The organism is Chryseobacterium koreense CCUG 49689 (assembly GCF_001045435.1).
Lineage (GTDB): Bacteria > Bacteroidota > Bacteroidia > Flavobacteriales > Weeksellaceae > Kaistella > Kaistella koreensis.
Genome location: NZ_LFNG01000004.1, coordinates 170473 through 187058 on the forward strand (window position 1 = coordinate 170473; position 16586 = coordinate 187058).

Consider the following 16586-nt stretch of genomic DNA (forward strand, 5'->3'; position numbering starts at 1 on the left):
AAACCGTTAAAAATTTTTAAGGCAATACTCTGATAACTAAATCTTTGTAGATTTGCGCCGGTCAATTTATTTAACATAATATCGAATGAAGAAAATCCTTTTGTCACTTATCCTTGTCTTATTTATTGCGACATCTTTTTATAAAAATGAAATTCATCCCAAATCCGTTTCCGAAAACCAACCCAAAGTTTCTACCGATTCCTTAAATCATAAATCAGTCGAAAATCCTAAAGCAAACACGATCTCAGCCGCAGCTGAGATCTATGAATCCATCGACTTTAAATCATCGAATATTCTCCGTGCTGAAGTTTTTGAGAAGGCGTATCGAGGATTCAACAATCTGAAAAAAGCGGGGAAACTGGATGCCGATTCCCATCTTTTGAGCATCGGTGATTTTTCTCTTTCTTCTACCCAAAAGCGACTTTGGATTATTGACTTAAACGAACGGAAAGTTTTGTTTAATTCCCTGGTTGCGCACGGAAAAAATACCGGCGAGGAATTTGCGAAAAATTTCTCAAACCGCGAAAGTTCCTACCAAAGCAGCCTCGGTTTTTATGTCACTGAATCAACTTACAATGGCAATAACGGGTTTTCCCTAAAGCTTTTGGGAATGGATCGCGGATTCAATGACAATGCTACGCAACGCGCGATCGTGATGCACGGAGCGGATTATGTGAGTGAAGATTTCATCAGGTCGCAAAACAGAATCGGCAGAAGCTGGGGTTGTCCCGCCGTTCCGCGTGCTTTGGCGGAGCCGATTATCAACACGATCAAAGGAAAAAATTGCCTCTTTATTTATTATCCGGATCAAGATTTCCTTTCAAAATCAGTTTGGCTGAAAGATGATCTGGAAAGTGAAGACGGGCTTCCAAATTTTAATTAAAGCGAAAGGGAACCGTTTTCCTGAAGTTTCACTAAATTTGTCGTTTGATTCACGATTTCGGAGTACTCCCGAAATCGCTTTTGTCGTTTTAAATTAATTGCGGCATTCAACAACGTTTTCAATCCATGGGTTTAAAAAAAATTAACGAAACCTTTCTTCCGAATCTTTTGCAAAATGAATTCGGGAAGGAAATCTTCAATCAAATCGAGCAGCATCGGCACCTCTCCATCAAAGGATTTGCAGGATCTTTTCCGTCAGTCTTTGCTGCGGAACTGTTTCTGGTTCAAAAGAAATCTATTCTTTTTTTGACCGATGACAAAGAAGAAGCGCTCTATATTTCTGCAGAAATGGAAGATTTGCTGGGAAAGGAAAACGTGCTGTATTTTCCGCCGACCCATCTGGATCCCTATCAAATGGAAAAAACCCAGAACGCGAATCTGGTTTTGCGAACAGAAGTTTTAAACAGCATCCACCAGAATAGAAAACCGCAGGTTATGGTGGCTCCGTTTTCGTCTTTGGCTGAAAAAGTGATGAAAAAGGAGGATTTCAAGCAAATTTCCCACACCATAAAAGTAGGTGATTCCCTGGATTTCGATTTTACGGAAGAATTACTGAACCACTATAATTTTAACCACACTGATTTTGTCTCCGAACCAGGGGAATTTTCTGTGAGAGGAGGAATTGTGGACGTTTTTTCTTACTCCAATGAAGAACCTTTCAGAATTACGTTTTTCGGGAATGAGGTGGAAAGCATCAAGACTTTCGATATTGAAACCCAACTTTCAAAGGATAAAATAAAGGAGTTTCAACTGGTTTCCAATATGAATTTTTCAGTCACGGGAACTAAGGTTTCTCTGTTGGAACTGGCTCCCAAGAATTTGATGGTCATTACCAAAAACTCAGCGTCGGGTTTTTCGAAACTAAAGGATTTTTATGAAAAAGCCGAGGAAAAATTTTCTACTTTAAGTACGGCGATCAAGCATCAAAAACCTGCAGACCTCTTCGTTTCTGAAGAGGATTTCAGGAATGGCATCCAAAAATTCCAGTGGCTGGATTTTTCTTCAACTTTGCAGACTTCCGGTTTTCCGACCCTGCAGCTCAATCAGACTTCGCAGCCGACCTTCAATAAAAATTTTCAGCTTTTGATTGAAGATTTAGAAGAAAAACACCGTGATGGTTTTGATACCTGGATTTCATTTTCCACCGAAAAACAAAAGGAGCGACTAGAGGCAATTTTCCAGGATTTGGAAAAAAATATTCCCTTTAAATCATTTAAGTCTGAACTGCACTCCGGTTTTGTGGATTTTGACCATAAAATCTCGGTATATACCGATCATCAGATCTTTGACCGCTATCAAAGGTTTAAGGCCAAAAACACTTTCGCAAAATCAGAACAACTCACGCTGAAGGATTTGATGCAGATGAAAGTCGGCGATTACATCACCCATATCGACCATGGAATCGGGAAGTTTATGGGCTTGGTGAAAGTGAACAATAACGGAAAAGTGCAGGAATGTTTCAAACTGGTTTATAAAAACAACGATTTGCTTTATGTTTCCATTCACTCTTTGCACAAAATCTCGAAATACAACGGTCCGGACGGAAGGGAAATCGTACTCTCGAAACTGGGTTCTCCGGCATGGAAATCCCTGAAGCAAAAGACAAAAGCGAAAGTCAAGCAAATCGCCTTTGACCTCATAAAACTTTATGCCAAAAGGAAAACCGCGAAAGGGTTTGCATTTGCTTCCGATTCTTACCTGCAAAACGAACTGGAAGCCAGTTTCGTTTATGAAGACACTCCGGATCAGGAAAAAGCCACTTTAGATGTGAAAAAGGACATGGAAAACGACACCGTGATGGATCGTTTGATTTGTGGCGACGTGGGTTTCGGGAAAACCGAGGTGGCGATTCGGGCGGCGTTCAAAGCGGCGACCGATGGAAAACAGGTGGCCGTTTTGGTTCCGACCACAATTTTGGCTTTCCAGCATTACCGAAGTTTTAAGGAAAGACTGATGGATTTCCCGGTAGAAATTTCATACTTGAACCGCTTCCGCACGGCTAAACAAAAATCCGAAACTTTGGAAGGTCTGAAAAACGGCAAAATAGACATCGTGATCGGAACGCACCAATTGGTTGGAAGTTCAGTGAAATTTAAAGATTTAGGCCTTTTAATCATAGATGAAGAACACAAATTCGGTGTTTCGGTAAAAGATAAACTGAAAACTTTAAAAAGCAATATTGACACGCTGACTTTGACGGCAACTCCAATTCCGCGCACGCTGCAATTTTCGCTGATGGCTGCAAGGGATTTATCGGTCATCAAAACGCCGCCGCCAAACCGACAACCGGTGGAAACGCAGATCGTAGGATTTAATGAAGAGGTAATCCGCGATGCAATTTCGTACGAAATTCAAAGAGACGGACAGGTTTATTTCATCAACAACAGGATTGAAAACCTGAAAGATATCGCGGGATTGATCCAGCGACTGGTTCCCGATGCGCGTGTCATAACCGGACACGGACAAATGGACGGGAAACAGCTGGAGCAGAATGTTTTGGACTTTATGGAAGGGAAATATGACGTTTTGGTTTCCACAACCATTGTGGAAAGTGGTGTGGATGTGCCGAATGCAAACACCATTTTCATCAACGATGCGCAGAAATTCGGAATGGCGGATTTGCACCAAATGCGTGGAAGAGTGGGCCGAAGCAACCGGAAAGCGTTTTGTTTTCTCATTACGCCGCCTTTTGACATGATGACTTCGGATGCCCGAAAAAGGCTGGAAGCGATCGAGCAGTTTTCCGATTTGGGAAGCGGTTTCCAGATTGCGATGAAAGATTTGGAAATCCGTGGTGCAGGAGATTTGCTTGGCGGAGAGCAGAGCGGATTCATCAACGAAATGGGTTTTGATACCTACCAAAAAATCATGCAGGAAGCGCTGGACGAACTTCAAAACGACGCGGAGTTTGACCATCTTTTCGAGAATGAGGACGAAAGGAAGAAATTGTTCAAGTCAGCGAAGGAAGTTAATATCGACACGGATTTGGAGCTGATGTTGCCGGATTCTTATGTTTCAAGTATTGAAGAAAGGCTTTCGCTCTATCAAAAACTGGCGGAAATCCAGAGCAAAGAAGAACTGAAAAAATTGGAAAGTGAATTGGTTGACCGTTTCGGAACCTTGCCGAAAGAAGCGGTAAACCTTTTGAAATCTGTGGAGCTGAAATGGATTGCGGCAGAAATCGGTTTTGAGAAAATCGTGGTCAAGAATGGGATTTTCCTCGGATATTTTCCGTCGAATCCGCAGGATAAATTTTACCAGAGTGATAAATTCAAGCATATTATTTCGTATTTATCGATGAATCCGAAGGAAGCAACTTTAAAGGAAAAGCATTCGGCAGAGGGAAATCAGTTGATGATGAGAAAGGAGCATGTGCGAAATGTGGATGAGGTGACCGGTGTTTTGGAAAGGATATTGCATCAATAAATATAGCCCATAGGTAACTTTCTGATCGGAAAATTGTAAAACGGCAAGTTCAGTATTAGAGATTGATTTCAGGATGAGTTTTGATTGGGAAGACATGAAAGAAATTATTTCGAAATTTTGAACCTTCGCGAAAACATTTCCCTAAAAAAGGATGACAATTCATTATTGCGCTTGATGAGTTTCAAACATTAAGGACCTGAAGGATTTAAGAAAAATTTAATCCAATATCTTTTTAAGATTTCACAAGTGAAATACCAAGTACAGAAAATCGAAAAAACCCCTGAATTAATTCTTTAGAATTCTTAACAACATGAAGCATAATTGTCCTTAATCCCTTCATGTCCTTCATGTTTCAAAAATAAATGTTAAAAATTTCCAACATTAAGGACCTTAAGGATTTAAGAGAAATTTTGTCCAATATCTTTTTTAGATTTCACAAGTGAAATACCAAGTACAGAAAATCAAAACATACCCCTGAATTAATTCTTTAGAATTCTTAACGATATGAAGCATAATTGTCCTTAACCCCTTCATGTCCTTCATGTTTCAAAAATAAATGTGAAAAAATTTCAAACATTAAGGACATGAAGGATTTAAGAGAAATTTTGTCCAATATCTTTTTTAGATTTCACAAGTGAAATACCAAGTACAGAAAATCAAAACATACCCCTGAATTAATTCTTTAGAATTCTTAACGATATGAAGCATAATGATCCTTAACCCCTTCATGTCCTTCATGTTTCAAAAATAAATGTGAAAAAATTTCAAACATTAACAACTTCGGCAACCCAGATGCTTCCGAGAAAATGTTGCGCTGGGTTTGGAGAGATCTAGTTGCTGCAAAAAATTGCTAAATAAAAGTGGGAGCATTTTTACCAAAAGTAATTTTCCAACAAAAATTTCGTTCAAAAAAAAATATTACATTTGCGCTATATACTTTAACAATGAAAAAGTTACTTTATTTTTTTACGTTTGCATTCAGTTTGTTGATCGTTTTTTCCTGCGAACCGAATAGGGCCGAAAACGGCGATCTGCTTTTCGGAGTGGGAGGAACCGGTTCTGACGGCGGATCCGGTGGTGGCGGAACTCCACCTGCCGGAAGATTGCTGACTAAAACGGAATCGCATACCCTTAATGAAGAAACCGGCGAGTGGGAAGATCAAACCACAACCTATCAATATGAAGGGAATAAATTTATTTCTTACACGGGTGACGGAGATGTTTGGTTAATGACTTATAACTCAAATAATAAGATTTCCAAGATTACCAATCCTGCTCAAACTGTTACGCTGGAATATAGCGGGGCAAATGTTTCAAAAATGGTATCAGAGATTCCGGGTTTTCTGAAAACGACAGCTACCTATACTTATAACGGAACTCAGTTGATTAAAGTAGTTGCAATTCTCGATACTTCGTTTCCAATACCAGCAAAAGCTTATTTAGAAGCTAATTACACCTATACCGGCGCAAATATTACTAAAACAGTTGCGAAATCCGGGGTTTACGATCTTCTAGGGGAGCTTCAAATGAATCCAGAAATCAACACCTATGAAATGACTTATGATAACAAGCAATCCCCAATGAGGTTGTTACCAACCGAGTTTCTTGTTTATCTTGCGGGAATGGCACCTCATGGTGGATCACTGCTATCAGCTAATAATGTGACACAGCAAAAACACAGTGTTACCGGTGCTCCTACCGAAACTTTTGACTATACTCATATTTACGATAGCCAAGGATATCCTACGAAGAGTACCTCTTCTGCGGACGAGTACGTTAATTATACCTACAAATAATTACATGAAATGAAATACCTCATCGTAGGTCTCGGCAATAAAGGCGAGGAATATACTGAAACCCGGCATAATGTCGGGTTTAAAGTTGCGGAAAAAATCGCCGCGGAAATTGATGCCCCCTTCAAATCTGCGAATTTTGGTTGGATGGCGGAAGGCAAATACAAAGGCAGAAAGGTTTTTGTGCTAAAGCCGGATACCTACATGAACCTTTCCGGAAATGCCGTGAGATTCTGGATGCAGAAAGAAAACATTCCGTTGGAAAATTTGCTCGTTATCACAGATGATTTGGCACTTCCCTTCGGAACATTAAGACTTAGAGCGAAAGGTTCGGATGCGGGACACAACGGTTTGAAAAGCATCAACGAACAGCTCCAAACCCAAAACTATGCACGGATCCGGTTCGGGATTTCAGCCGATTTCTCCGAAGGGAAGCAAGTGGATTATGTTCTGGGAAAATGGAATGAGGAGGAACTGAAAACATTGCAGGCAAGAATCGATCTTTTTGGGAAAGCCTGTCTGTCATTTGTTTTCGCGGGAATTCAAAATACCATGTCAGCTTATAATGGGAAATAAGGAAAGCCCATTCCGATAATTATTGGGGAAAATTCCGATTTACCTGGTTGGTTAAAAGACTTCGCCGAGATTTACAAAAAATCCCTTCGACCCATCCTATCCGAAACCGTAATCAATCGCGAGATTGGTGTAGCTTTTTTTTCGAATGCAGTATTTGGTGAATCACATCTCGAATATCCTTTTGCTCGGTTTTCGGGTTTTGGATGCTGTCCGAAAAAGCATTTTGAGCATAAAAAAAAGAATGGCTCCACGTGAAAATCATGAGAAAAAGGAATCGGTTCAAACGGAAAATTTTTGTAAAGTTAAGCACAGCTGATTGACCAAGGATAAGAGGTGCTAAATCTTAAGCAAAATTTAATGGCGACTGCGCAAAAGAAAAAGTGCGAAAAAAAATCGCACCATTTCGAAAAATCGTTTTCTTACATAGATCTTCGACCTGAAGATCTTATTCACTTTTTTTGCCCATCACCCATTCTGTATTGGTGAGGTCATAGACCTTTTGGATATCTCTCAAGATTTCTTCAAAATCGATGTCCAGGTCGATGATCTTTCCGGTCTTCATGTCGAAAACCCAGCCGTGCACAATCGGAAAATTGTTGGCGATATATTGTTCTTGGACACATGCCATTTTAATCACATTGATGCAGTTTTCTACCACATTTAGTTCTACCAGTCGGTCGTAGCGTTGGTGTTCATCTGTAATGGCGTCCAGTTCTTTTTGGTGGATCCTGTAAACATCCCGAATGGTTCTTAACCAAGGATTCAGCAATCCCAAATCTTGGGGAGTCATGGCTGCTTTCACGCCACCACAACCGTAATGTCCACAAACGATGATGTGTTTCACTTTCAAATGTTCCACCGCATATTGAATCACGGCGGTTGAGCTCATGTCAAGGGTGTTCACCACATTGGAGATGTTTCTATGCACGAATAATTCTCCCGGAGTCAACCCCATCAGTTCTTCTGCAGATACACGGCTGTCTGAGCAACCGATATATAGGTATTGTGGACTTTGACCAGCCGCGAGTTTGTCAAAATAATTGGGATCCAAATTCAATTTTTTCTGAATCCAGTTTTCGTTGTTTTCGAAGATTTTTTGGTAGGATTGTTTCATTTTTAAGTGGAATTGATTTTAGATTTTAATTATGGTATCTTGTGGTTAATGTAACTTTCCGTTGCAAACTGATTTGCACTGATCTGTCCCGGATTTCCGATGACTACGGAATTAGAAGGAACATCAAAGTTCACATAAGAATTCGGGCCAATCAACACATTGTCACCGATTTTTATTTTTCCCACGATCACTGCGTTGGGTCCAATCCAGACTTCATCTCCGATTTCCGGAACGCCCTCATTTTTTCCCCGGTTTGCCTGTGCGATCGTGACGCCTTGAGCAATATTGCAGTTTTTGCCGATTTTCGTTTTGGGATTGATGACCACCATTCCCCAATGTCCCAGATAAAATCCTTCGCCGATTTCCGTTTCAGGATAAATCTGGAAACCGTATTTGATTTGATGGTGTCTCAAAATCAAACGCCACCAAATTCCCCAAAACGATTTTTTCGGAAATTGTTGGGTTTTCCTCAAAAGATAGACAAAATGCAGATTCGGATTGATGCACTTTGCCCAAATTTCTGGTGTGGAAAGCCATTTTCCGCTTTCCCGGTAAAAATCTTTTTGGATGGTGGTTTTAGACATTGGAACAAAGATAATTTTTATCTCACAAATTTCACAGAATTGAACAGATTTTCTCCTATCCATCCGGTAAAGAATGAAAACCCTTTATAAATTAAGGTTAAAGTTCATCGATGATTTTCATTATGGAGTTCACGGAATTTTCAAGATTAAAAGGCATTTCATAATCTTTTAATTCCTCTTGATACTTTTCAAAACTTTCCGGTTCAGTCAGTGCTTTTTTCATTCCTTGATAGATTCCTTCTTCGGAATTTTCCACGATTAAACCCAGTTTTCCGTCAAGCAGCATTTCCCGGACTCCGGAAACGTCTGTGGCGATAATGTTCTTTCTTAAAGTCAAAGCTTCAAACAAAACCGTGGGAAAACCTTCATATCTTGAACTTAAAATATAGTAATCCGCCGCTTTAAAATTAGGATAGGGATTATCGGAAAACCCTTCCATTTCCACAGTTTTATCAATTCCCAATTCTGATTTCAGGTTTCTGATTTTTTCAAAATCGTAGCCGTCTCCGATGATTTTCACTTGATGACCAAATCCTTCGTCTAATAATTTTTTATGGACTTTCAGGAGTCTGTCGAAACCCTTTTGTGGAAATACTGTCCCGACGGAAATGAAATTTGGAATCTTTTTTTCCAAAACCTCATTTGGGGATTTATGGGCATTGGATTTTAGCAGAATTTCTTCTGTATCCAAAGGATTATAAATCCTCACAATTCTTTTTCGCTCTTCTTCATTTTTTGCAAGGTTTGTAAAATCATTTTGGATCTGCTCAGAAATCACCAAGATCTTGTCAAAGCCAAAAAACCTGCGGATTTCTTCGTCGGTATAATGATGGAAATCGGTCATTCTTAAATCGTTGTGAATCCAGACGATTTTTTTGGATGATTTTATCGGCGAGTTCAAAACGTCGTCCCTTAATCCATGGATTGCCGCGAATTCGATATCGTATATTTTTCCCTTTAAAATTTTAGAATAAAGGATTTGCGGAAATATTTTCAAAAGTTTCTGATAAATCACCCGGAATGCCTTTTTCGGAATATCCTGAATCCGGTTCGTGGTGATCATTTCTCCTTTGTTGAGGTAAAGAATGTTGACCCATTTTGGGATTTCCGGCAAATATTTCCCCGAATACAGGTTCAATAGCAAATCGATTTCGTATTTGTCTTCGGGAAGGTTTTTCAGAAACGTCGTCAATACTTTCTCTGCGCCGCCATGACGCAGGGAACCGATTCTGATGAGGATTTTCTTTTTCAATCTAATTGGTAAATTTGAGCGGTTATTCTATCAAATCGTTGGGTTTTATATTTGGTTTACCTATTAATAAGTTCGAAAGCGCAACATTAATATAATAATTTGATTTTCCAGATTTTACTTTTTCAAGCAGACCGAGTTGTGTAATCTGATCTAAATAATTTGAAGCCGTCTGTCGCGAAATATGTAAATCGTTTACCAAGAATTCAATTTTTGTATAAGGATTTTTGAAGAGATTGTTGATGAGGTCTTGACTGTAAATTTTTGGCAACTCTTTCCTTATGGTGATTTTGTATTGTTGCAAGATGCTTTTTATGTTCTTAATAAGTTCTATCGTTTCCCGTGAAGTTTCTTCAATACCTTTTAACAGATATAAAACCATTGATTCCCAGTCATTTTGGTTTCTGACATTTTGAAGAACATCATAGTATTTATTTTTATTTTGTGTGATGTAGCGGCTCAGATATAATATCGGAAGATGTAATAAATCTTGGAGGACAAGATACAGAATATTGATAATTCTTCCGGTTCTGCCATTGCCGTCGTAAAAAGGATGAATACTTTCAAACTGATAGTGGATAATGGCAAGTTTTACTAACGGATCAACTTGCATCATCCCGTCATCGTTGATGAATTTTTCAAGATTAGACATAAGAGCTTGCACCTCACTGCTGTCTTGTGGTGGAGAATAGACGACTTCTCCTAAATTGTTTTTTAAAACAGTTCCGGCCTGTTTTCTGATTCCAGCGTCATTATTTTCCAATATTTTTTGAATGGCAACAATGTGTTTCGTAATTAACATTTGCTCTTTTCTGATGATTCCGAAACCGAATTTCAGCGCTTGCGCATATCGGTACACTTCTTTAGAAGAAGCACTGCTGTGGATGGAGATATTTTCTTTATAAAGTTCGTCGTGGGTAGTAACGATATTTTCAATAGCACTACTGTCCTTTGCTTCCTGCAAAGCAAGTGTATTAATCAGAATGTTCTCATTGGGAATGGTTTGCGAGATTCCTTTCAGTTCGGCAAGAAGCCGATGAGAAACTGCAAGCTGCTTCAGGATCGCAATCGTGTCGAAATCGAAATATGCAGGCAATGGTTTGAGCTGAAAGGAATTATTCATTTTGAAGTATTTTATTTTTTTTATTCAATAGTAATTTACACGTGTTAAACCATTAAGCTTAAAAAAAATATCATGTTAATAAAAAACGATTTTTTTAACACGAAAACGAAACGTGTGCAAAAATATGTATTTTTTTAACATGACTATTTTGAAAAATGCATATCGTTTGGAAAAGTCACCAATACTTTCTCTGCACCGCCATGACGCAGGGAACCGATTCTGATGAGCATTTTCTTTTTGGATGCCACAAAAACAAGAAATTATTTAATCGGTTTGTAAGAATGGGGAAGGTTTTCCCGAATGTATGCTTCAAGTTTTTTGCGGTTCGGCTCCAATTCTCTGGGATACATCACGTTGTTTTTCAGTGCTTTATCGCCATATTCTTCGGTGGTGCAAATGAATTTGGCGGGAACTCCCGCAAAAACCGAATTTGGCGGCATTGATGAACTTAATACAGAACCGGCGCCCAAAATACAGTTGTCGCCCATTTCGATTCCGGGAAGAATCGTGCAATTATTTCCTATAAAGCAGTTTTTTCCGATCTTGATCCTTCCGAAATTACGTGCGTCACTGTATTTTTCCATGGAACGGATCACGTACATTGCGCCATCATGGTTAATGAAAGTGCAGTTTGCGGTGATTTTGGTGCGGTCGCCAATTTCTATTAGGAAGGGTTCCGAACCAAATTTCGGGGCCTCCACGAAAATGACGTCTTTTCCCACCTTCAATCCTTTGGCTTTGCAGATTTCGATATAGGCTTTTCCCACCAAGCTTTCGCAAAATGTATTGATCTTTAAGATAATTCTGTAGAAGAAGCGCACGATCATTAGAAAAAAATTAGATTTTAGACTGAACTAAATTAACGAATATTTTTTCGATTTCCGCAAAAACCTTACTGTTATCAAACTGTTTTTCGATTTCGACTAAATTTTGCTTTATTTCTGAAACCATTTTTTTGTTCGTTAAAAATTCCTTCATGGCGCTGTATATTTCATCGGTATCATAATGGATGAGGTAACCTGTTTTTTGGTTTTCAATCATGGTTTCCACGTCGCCCACTTTTGTTGCGATAATCGGTTTCTGCAAAATCAAAGCTTCCGCAATCACTAAAGGCCACGCTTCACTTTCGGACGGCATGATGAAAAAATCGGCATTTTTCAAATCTGGATATGGATTCATTTTATTTCCGGCAAAGACGAAGGTTTTTTCCACACCCAACTTTTTCTGCTGCTGCAAAAGATTGGGCAATTCCTCGCCATCACCTATGATTAGGACGGAATGCTCAAACCCATCCTGCAATAACTTGGCGTGAGCTTTCATTAATTTGTGGTATCCTTTTCTGCTGTGAAGACGACCGATGGAGATGAACTGAGGAATCCTGTTTTCGGAATTCGGATTTTCACTTTCCCGCCAATTTGGAGTTTCTCCAAAAGTTCCCGCTTCGGATTCTGGGAATTCGGCTTTTCTCTTAATTTCCTCAATGGGAATCGCATTGATAATCACGCTTTCTGGCGGATAATTCAGGTTTGGATAATGTTCATGCATCAAATCCTTTATTCTTGTCGAACAATATACCATATAGTCAAATTGGGGAAAATGTTCCAGGATTTTTGGAACCAGTGGCTGCAATTTCGGCAGGTGGATTTCGGAATGAAACCAGCCGACTTTTTTCGAGTTTTTATTGGTAGAGTTTAAAACCGATTCAAAATCATTATAAGTCATCGCAATTTCGATGTCGAAGTTTTCCTTCAAGATTTCTTGGTCGATGATTTCGGGATTTTTTCTGAATTTCCGGAGTTTTATTCTCCTTAAAAAAAGTTGAAGTTTTTGGATAAAGTGATTGTTGGAAAAATCTTCTTTCCCATCGGTCAAAAAAACTTTCCTCACATATTCCGGGATTTGATCCCGAAGTTCGCCCTGATTGAGGTTCAATAAAACCGTTATCTCAAACTTTTCCCGATCCAGATTGTGAAGCAGACTTAGCATCACTTTTTCCACGCCTCCCATTTCCATGGAACGGTGGCGAAAAAGGAGCTTTATTTTTTGGCCTTTTCGGCGTATTTTTTCCTTATCCATTGTCTTGCGGGTTCTTCCAGGTATTTAAACATCAGTATCGAAATAATGTTCAAGATAATAAAAATTGCCAAAACATTAGGAAAAACAAATTCGTAAATAAACATGGAGATAAATCCTTTGTGAATGAGGTAGAAGATGAAGGAACTTTTGCCGAGCAGAACCATGAGGTTTGTTGACAGAAATTTGCTCACCAAGGTATCTTCATGCAGAAGGCCCCAAAAAAGCGGCAGAATGCCAAAACTTGCCAGTAAAATGGTTTGCGACGCGCGGATAAAATCTGGACTGCTGTACCCAAAAGGATTGAGCAACAGATATACTGCGATCGAAAAAATCCCGAAATAAGTGAACAAACCGCTGCTTTTTAAATTGAATCGATTCCTGGTGAAAACCAGTGCAAGAAACATTCCCGCGAAAAACTCGAAAATATAATAGGAAAAATTCTTTTGCATAAATCCCCATGAGTTTTCAGGAACTGCACTGATATTTCGGAGAAAAACGCCGAATAAAAAAAGGAACACCGGTATTGCGACCAACCAGAATTTGTTTTTTTTGATGAGCACAAAATAAAGCGGCGCGGTAAAGTAAAACATCTCCTCCAACGTCAAAGTCCAACCCTGCGAAATTCCCGCAGCGAAAAAATATTTGGCAAAAATGGCCTTGGTCATGGTGAAACTGAGGATGGCTTCTATGGTTTTTTCCCGGTCCCAATATTGATTTCTAATGATGAAATCTACAAAAACGCCCAAAGTAATCAGAAAATACATGGGATATATCCTGGAAAATCTATTCACGAAATAGTTCTTGATCTCTACGCGATTCATTTGTTTCTGTCCGAAATATCGGTAAGTAATCAAAAATCCGCTCAGTACAAAAAACATATCAACACCAATATGCCATTCTTGGATGAATTTCTTGATGAAATCTGGAAAAAACGGATTGTTGAACGGAAAAAAATGCAGCACAAATATCATCCATGCCGCGATTGCACGAAAGCCAGTAAGTGCCGGAAAGAATTTCTTTGTGCTCTGCGACATCAGTTAGAGAAGGTTTTGGAAAAAAACTTTGATTTTCTTTTTAAGCCTATATTGAATGGAATTCTGGTAATCCAGGAGTTCAAAAATTTCCCGGGCATCGGTGTATGTTTCGGGGATTTTTTTTCCATTAATGGCTTTAAGATTTCTTCTCTTCATCGCATTGAAAATGACTTTGCCCCAAAATTCGCGGGATTTCTGCTTGTTTTCGTTTTGTGAAATTCCGCCAGAATGAAATCGGTATAGATAATTGGCGTCGTCAATGAATCTTACTTTTCCCTGTTCATATAACTTTAAGTAAAGATCCTGATCTTCCGAAATCTTCAGTTTGGGATTTATTTTTTCGGTTTCGAAATAAGTTTTTCTGCGGAAACAGACGAAATGATTGATGACGATGGGACAATTGAAAAAATACCGATTGCCGTTTAAAACCTGTTTTGCGGATTTATTTTGAGAAACTGGCTTCAAATTTTCATCGCATTTGATGAATCTGGAATACGTGAGCACCACTTCTTTTTCTTTTTCGAAAATATTGACCGCTTTTTTTATAGCAGCTGGAAGTATTGCGTCATCGGGATCCACGAAACCACAAATTTCACCTTGGGCGAGCTCAATCAGCTTTCCTTTGGTAAACCCAACGCCTTCGTTTTTTTTATTTTGATAAAATCGAAAACGGGCATCATCCTTAAAAATATCCTTCAGGATTTCAACCGAATTATCTGTTGAGCAGTCGTCCAAGATGACCGCTTCCCAATTCTGGTAGGTTTGTGAAAGAAGGCTTTGGTAGCATTCTTGAAAATACTTCCCGTTATTGTAATTGGCGATGAGGATGGAAAATTTCATTCAAATTTTATCACAAAATAACAATCGCAAATGCTGCATTCACATTCAAATGGCACTTTGAACCATAATAGCTCACAAATATAACTGCTTTTTTAAAAACAGTCTGAAAATTAGTAATTTTGGGCACGGTAAATACGGGCTAAACAATCGCTAATTTTCTCAATTTCCGAAAAAAGATGAAAAAAATAATCATTAATGCAGACGACCTTGGATTTTCGGTGGGAGTAAATCAGGCGATTTTAAAGGCAAATACAGAAGGTTACCTTACTCACGCGAGTTTGATGGCCAATACGGAATATTTTCAAGATGCCATCCAATTAATCCCGAATTTGAAGGATCTAAGGATTGGTGTCCATGTTACTTTAACTTGTGGAAAAGCTTTGTATGAAAAAAATGTGCTCGGAAAAAATGGCCTACTTGACTGGACTTTTGTGAAACTGCTTTTATTGAGGAAAACGTCAAAGGTGCTGGAATCTTTAGAAAATGAAATTGAAAACCAGATTTTGAAAATAAAGGAAAACGGCATTGAAATCTCCCATATTGACGGCCACGAACATATTCACATAATTCCTTCGATCAACAAAATCGTACGAAAACTTGCCAAAAAACATAAGATCCCAAGAATTAGGGAAATCAATGAAAATTTTTTTGAAAGTTTGAAATTCAATGGTTCCACCACTAATTTGGCGAACATCATTAAACTGATTCTGCTGAAAACGCTTTCACTTTTTAATAAGAATGAAAAAAAGATTGGTTTTTATTGCATGTTAAATACCTGTGATATCCGTTCAGGAAATTTGTTCAGATTCTTAAGGGAAAGCAAAAGTTACGACACCGTGGAAATCATGCTGCACCCGAGTATCAATGGTTTAGACAGCGACGAATATTTGCAAAAACTAGATCCAAGATTCGTTTCCTTTTTTAAAGATATTTCGCGAACTACGGAATTAGAACTCTGTTTTGATAAAGAATTTGAGGCTTTTGAAAGGCTTTGATAAACAATTGCTATAAATCGGCAGACTTTTTCTATTTTTGTTCAAAGCAAAACACAGTGAATGAAATTTTACGTATTTCAAAAACCTTTTTCGGGTATCTGAAAAGGCCGCGCCTTTACCCTGAACTGGGAAGAAAAATCATCAAAAATATCTTCAGCAGGAATGCCGCATTCCGGGGGAAAGAAAAAACTTTTCTTTGGGCATCGGCAAAAGCGATTTCGCCAGAAGAGGCATTAAAGATTCTTTTTGGTTTCGAAATGAAGCCGTTCTCTGAACTTTTCCCGGAAGAATTAAAAGCCGCTCAGCAAAAGGAAAAATCCTGCCCGATAAAAATGGGTGGAGCGGGAGCGTTGGAACTGATTTATTCGGCATGTGAATTTACCCATGCGAAAAATGTGGTGGAAACCGGAGTTGCTTACGGGTGGTCTTCTTTTGCGGCATTGCTTTCTCTGGCTAAAAGAAACGGAACGCTTTACAGTTCGGATATGCCCTATTTGGATCAAAACGGTGACCAATATGTTGGCTGCGTGGTTCCGGAAAAATTGAAATCCAACTGGAAACTTTTTCGGCATGCAGATAAGGAATCCTTACCTAAAATCTTCGGTGAAGCTCATGAGTTTGATGTGGTTCATTATGATTCCGATAAAGCTTATGAGGGAATGAGTTGGGCATATTCACAACTTTATCCGAGATTGAGAGCGGGCGGCGTTTTTATCAGCGATGATATTAACGACAATTCGGCGTTCCAGGATTTCTGTGAAAAGAATGGTATTGAACCTACCGTGGTGGATTTTGAAGGAAAATTTGTCGGGATTTTTTTAAAAAACTAATGAT

Annotated in this window: 14 protein-coding genes; 6 read left to right on the forward strand and 8 right to left on the reverse strand. The window is 38.9% G+C overall.

The window, feature by feature from the left end; translation table 11 throughout:
* Window positions 1-85: 85 nt before the first annotated feature.
* The 4 genes from ACM44_RS03625 (at window position 86) to pth (ending at window position 6737) form a co-directional block, all read left to right on the forward strand.
* On the forward strand, window positions 86-883 hold the full coding sequence (locus ACM44_RS03625) for a murein L,D-transpeptidase catalytic domain family protein (protein WP_048498740.1): 798 nt from the start codon (window positions 86-88) through the stop codon (window positions 881-883).
* A 125-nt stretch (window positions 884-1008) separates the two neighbouring features.
* Window positions 1009-4368 carry a transcription-repair coupling factor gene (gene mfd, locus ACM44_RS03630; RefSeq protein WP_048498741.1) on the forward strand — a complete coding sequence of 1120 codons (3360 nt, stop codon included), beginning with the start codon at window positions 1009-1011 and terminating at the stop codon, window positions 4366-4368.
* Between the two features lie 944 nt (window positions 4369-5312).
* On the forward strand, window positions 5313-6164 hold the full coding sequence (locus ACM44_RS03635) for a hypothetical protein (protein WP_048498742.1): 852 nt from the start codon (window positions 5313-5315) through the stop codon (window positions 6162-6164).
* 9 nt (window positions 6165-6173) lie between these two features.
* Window positions 6174-6737: an aminoacyl-tRNA hydrolase gene (gene pth / locus ACM44_RS03640; RefSeq protein WP_048498743.1), complete on the forward strand. Its 564-nt coding sequence runs from the start codon at window positions 6174-6176 to the stop codon at window positions 6735-6737.
* 445 nt (window positions 6738-7182) lie between these two features.
* On the opposite strand, the gene ACM44_RS03645 is transcribed toward pth, so the two are convergent.
* The 8 genes from ACM44_RS03645 to ACM44_RS03680 form a co-directional block, all read right to left on the reverse strand.
* On the reverse strand, window positions 7183-7851 hold the full coding sequence (locus tag ACM44_RS03645; protein WP_048498744.1) for a carbonic anhydrase: 669 nt from the start codon (window positions 7849-7851) through the stop codon (window positions 7183-7185).
* Between the two features lie 29 nt (window positions 7852-7880).
* Window positions 7881-8435 carry a serine acetyltransferase gene (locus tag ACM44_RS03650; RefSeq protein ID WP_048498745.1) on the reverse strand — a complete coding sequence of 185 codons (555 nt, stop codon included), beginning with the start codon at window positions 8433-8435 and terminating at the stop codon, window positions 7881-7883.
* A gap of 97 nt (window positions 8436-8532) precedes the next feature.
* Window positions 8533-9693 carry a glycosyltransferase gene (locus ACM44_RS03655; RefSeq protein ID WP_083993639.1) on the reverse strand — a complete coding sequence of 387 codons (1161 nt, stop codon included), beginning with the start codon at window positions 9691-9693 and terminating at the stop codon, window positions 8533-8535.
* A 16-nt stretch (window positions 9694-9709) separates the two neighbouring features.
* On the reverse strand, window positions 9710-10807 hold the full coding sequence (locus tag ACM44_RS03660; protein WP_048498747.1) for a Fic family protein: 1098 nt from the start codon (window positions 10805-10807) through the stop codon (window positions 9710-9712).
* Window positions 10808-11067: 260 nt separating this feature from the next.
* A complete protein-coding gene (locus ACM44_RS03665) occupies window positions 11068-11634 on the reverse strand; it encodes an acyltransferase (protein ID WP_048498748.1) in 567 nt (188 codons plus the stop codon).
* Between the two features lie 10 nt (window positions 11635-11644).
* Window positions 11645-12883, reverse strand: a complete 1239-nt coding sequence (locus ACM44_RS03670; protein ID WP_048498749.1) for a glycosyltransferase — start codon at window positions 12881-12883, stop codon at window positions 11645-11647.
* Entirely contained in the window at window positions 12844-13917 is a 1074-nt protein-coding gene (locus ACM44_RS03675; protein ID WP_048498750.1) for an acyltransferase family protein, read from the reverse strand. The genes ACM44_RS03670 and ACM44_RS03675 overlap by 40 nt, the downstream gene beginning before the upstream one ends.
* Window positions 13918-13920: 3 nt before the next feature.
* On the reverse strand, window positions 13921-14757 hold the full coding sequence (locus ACM44_RS03680) for a glycosyltransferase family 2 protein (RefSeq protein ID WP_048498751.1): 837 nt from the start codon (window positions 14755-14757) through the stop codon (window positions 13921-13923).
* Between the two features lie 176 nt (window positions 14758-14933).
* On the opposite strand from ACM44_RS03680, the gene ACM44_RS03685 reads away from it, so the two are divergent.
* Both ACM44_RS03685 and ACM44_RS03690 read left to right on the forward strand, forming a co-directional pair.
* Complete coding sequence (locus ACM44_RS03685) at window positions 14934-15752, forward strand: carbohydrate deacetylase (RefSeq protein ID WP_048498752.1); 819 nt, start codon at window positions 14934-14936, stop codon at window positions 15750-15752.
* A 56-nt stretch (window positions 15753-15808) separates the two neighbouring features.
* Complete coding sequence (locus ACM44_RS03690) at window positions 15809-16582, forward strand: class I SAM-dependent methyltransferase (RefSeq protein WP_048498811.1); 774 nt, start codon at window positions 15809-15811, stop codon at window positions 16580-16582.
* Window positions 16583-16586 lie beyond the last annotated feature (4 nt).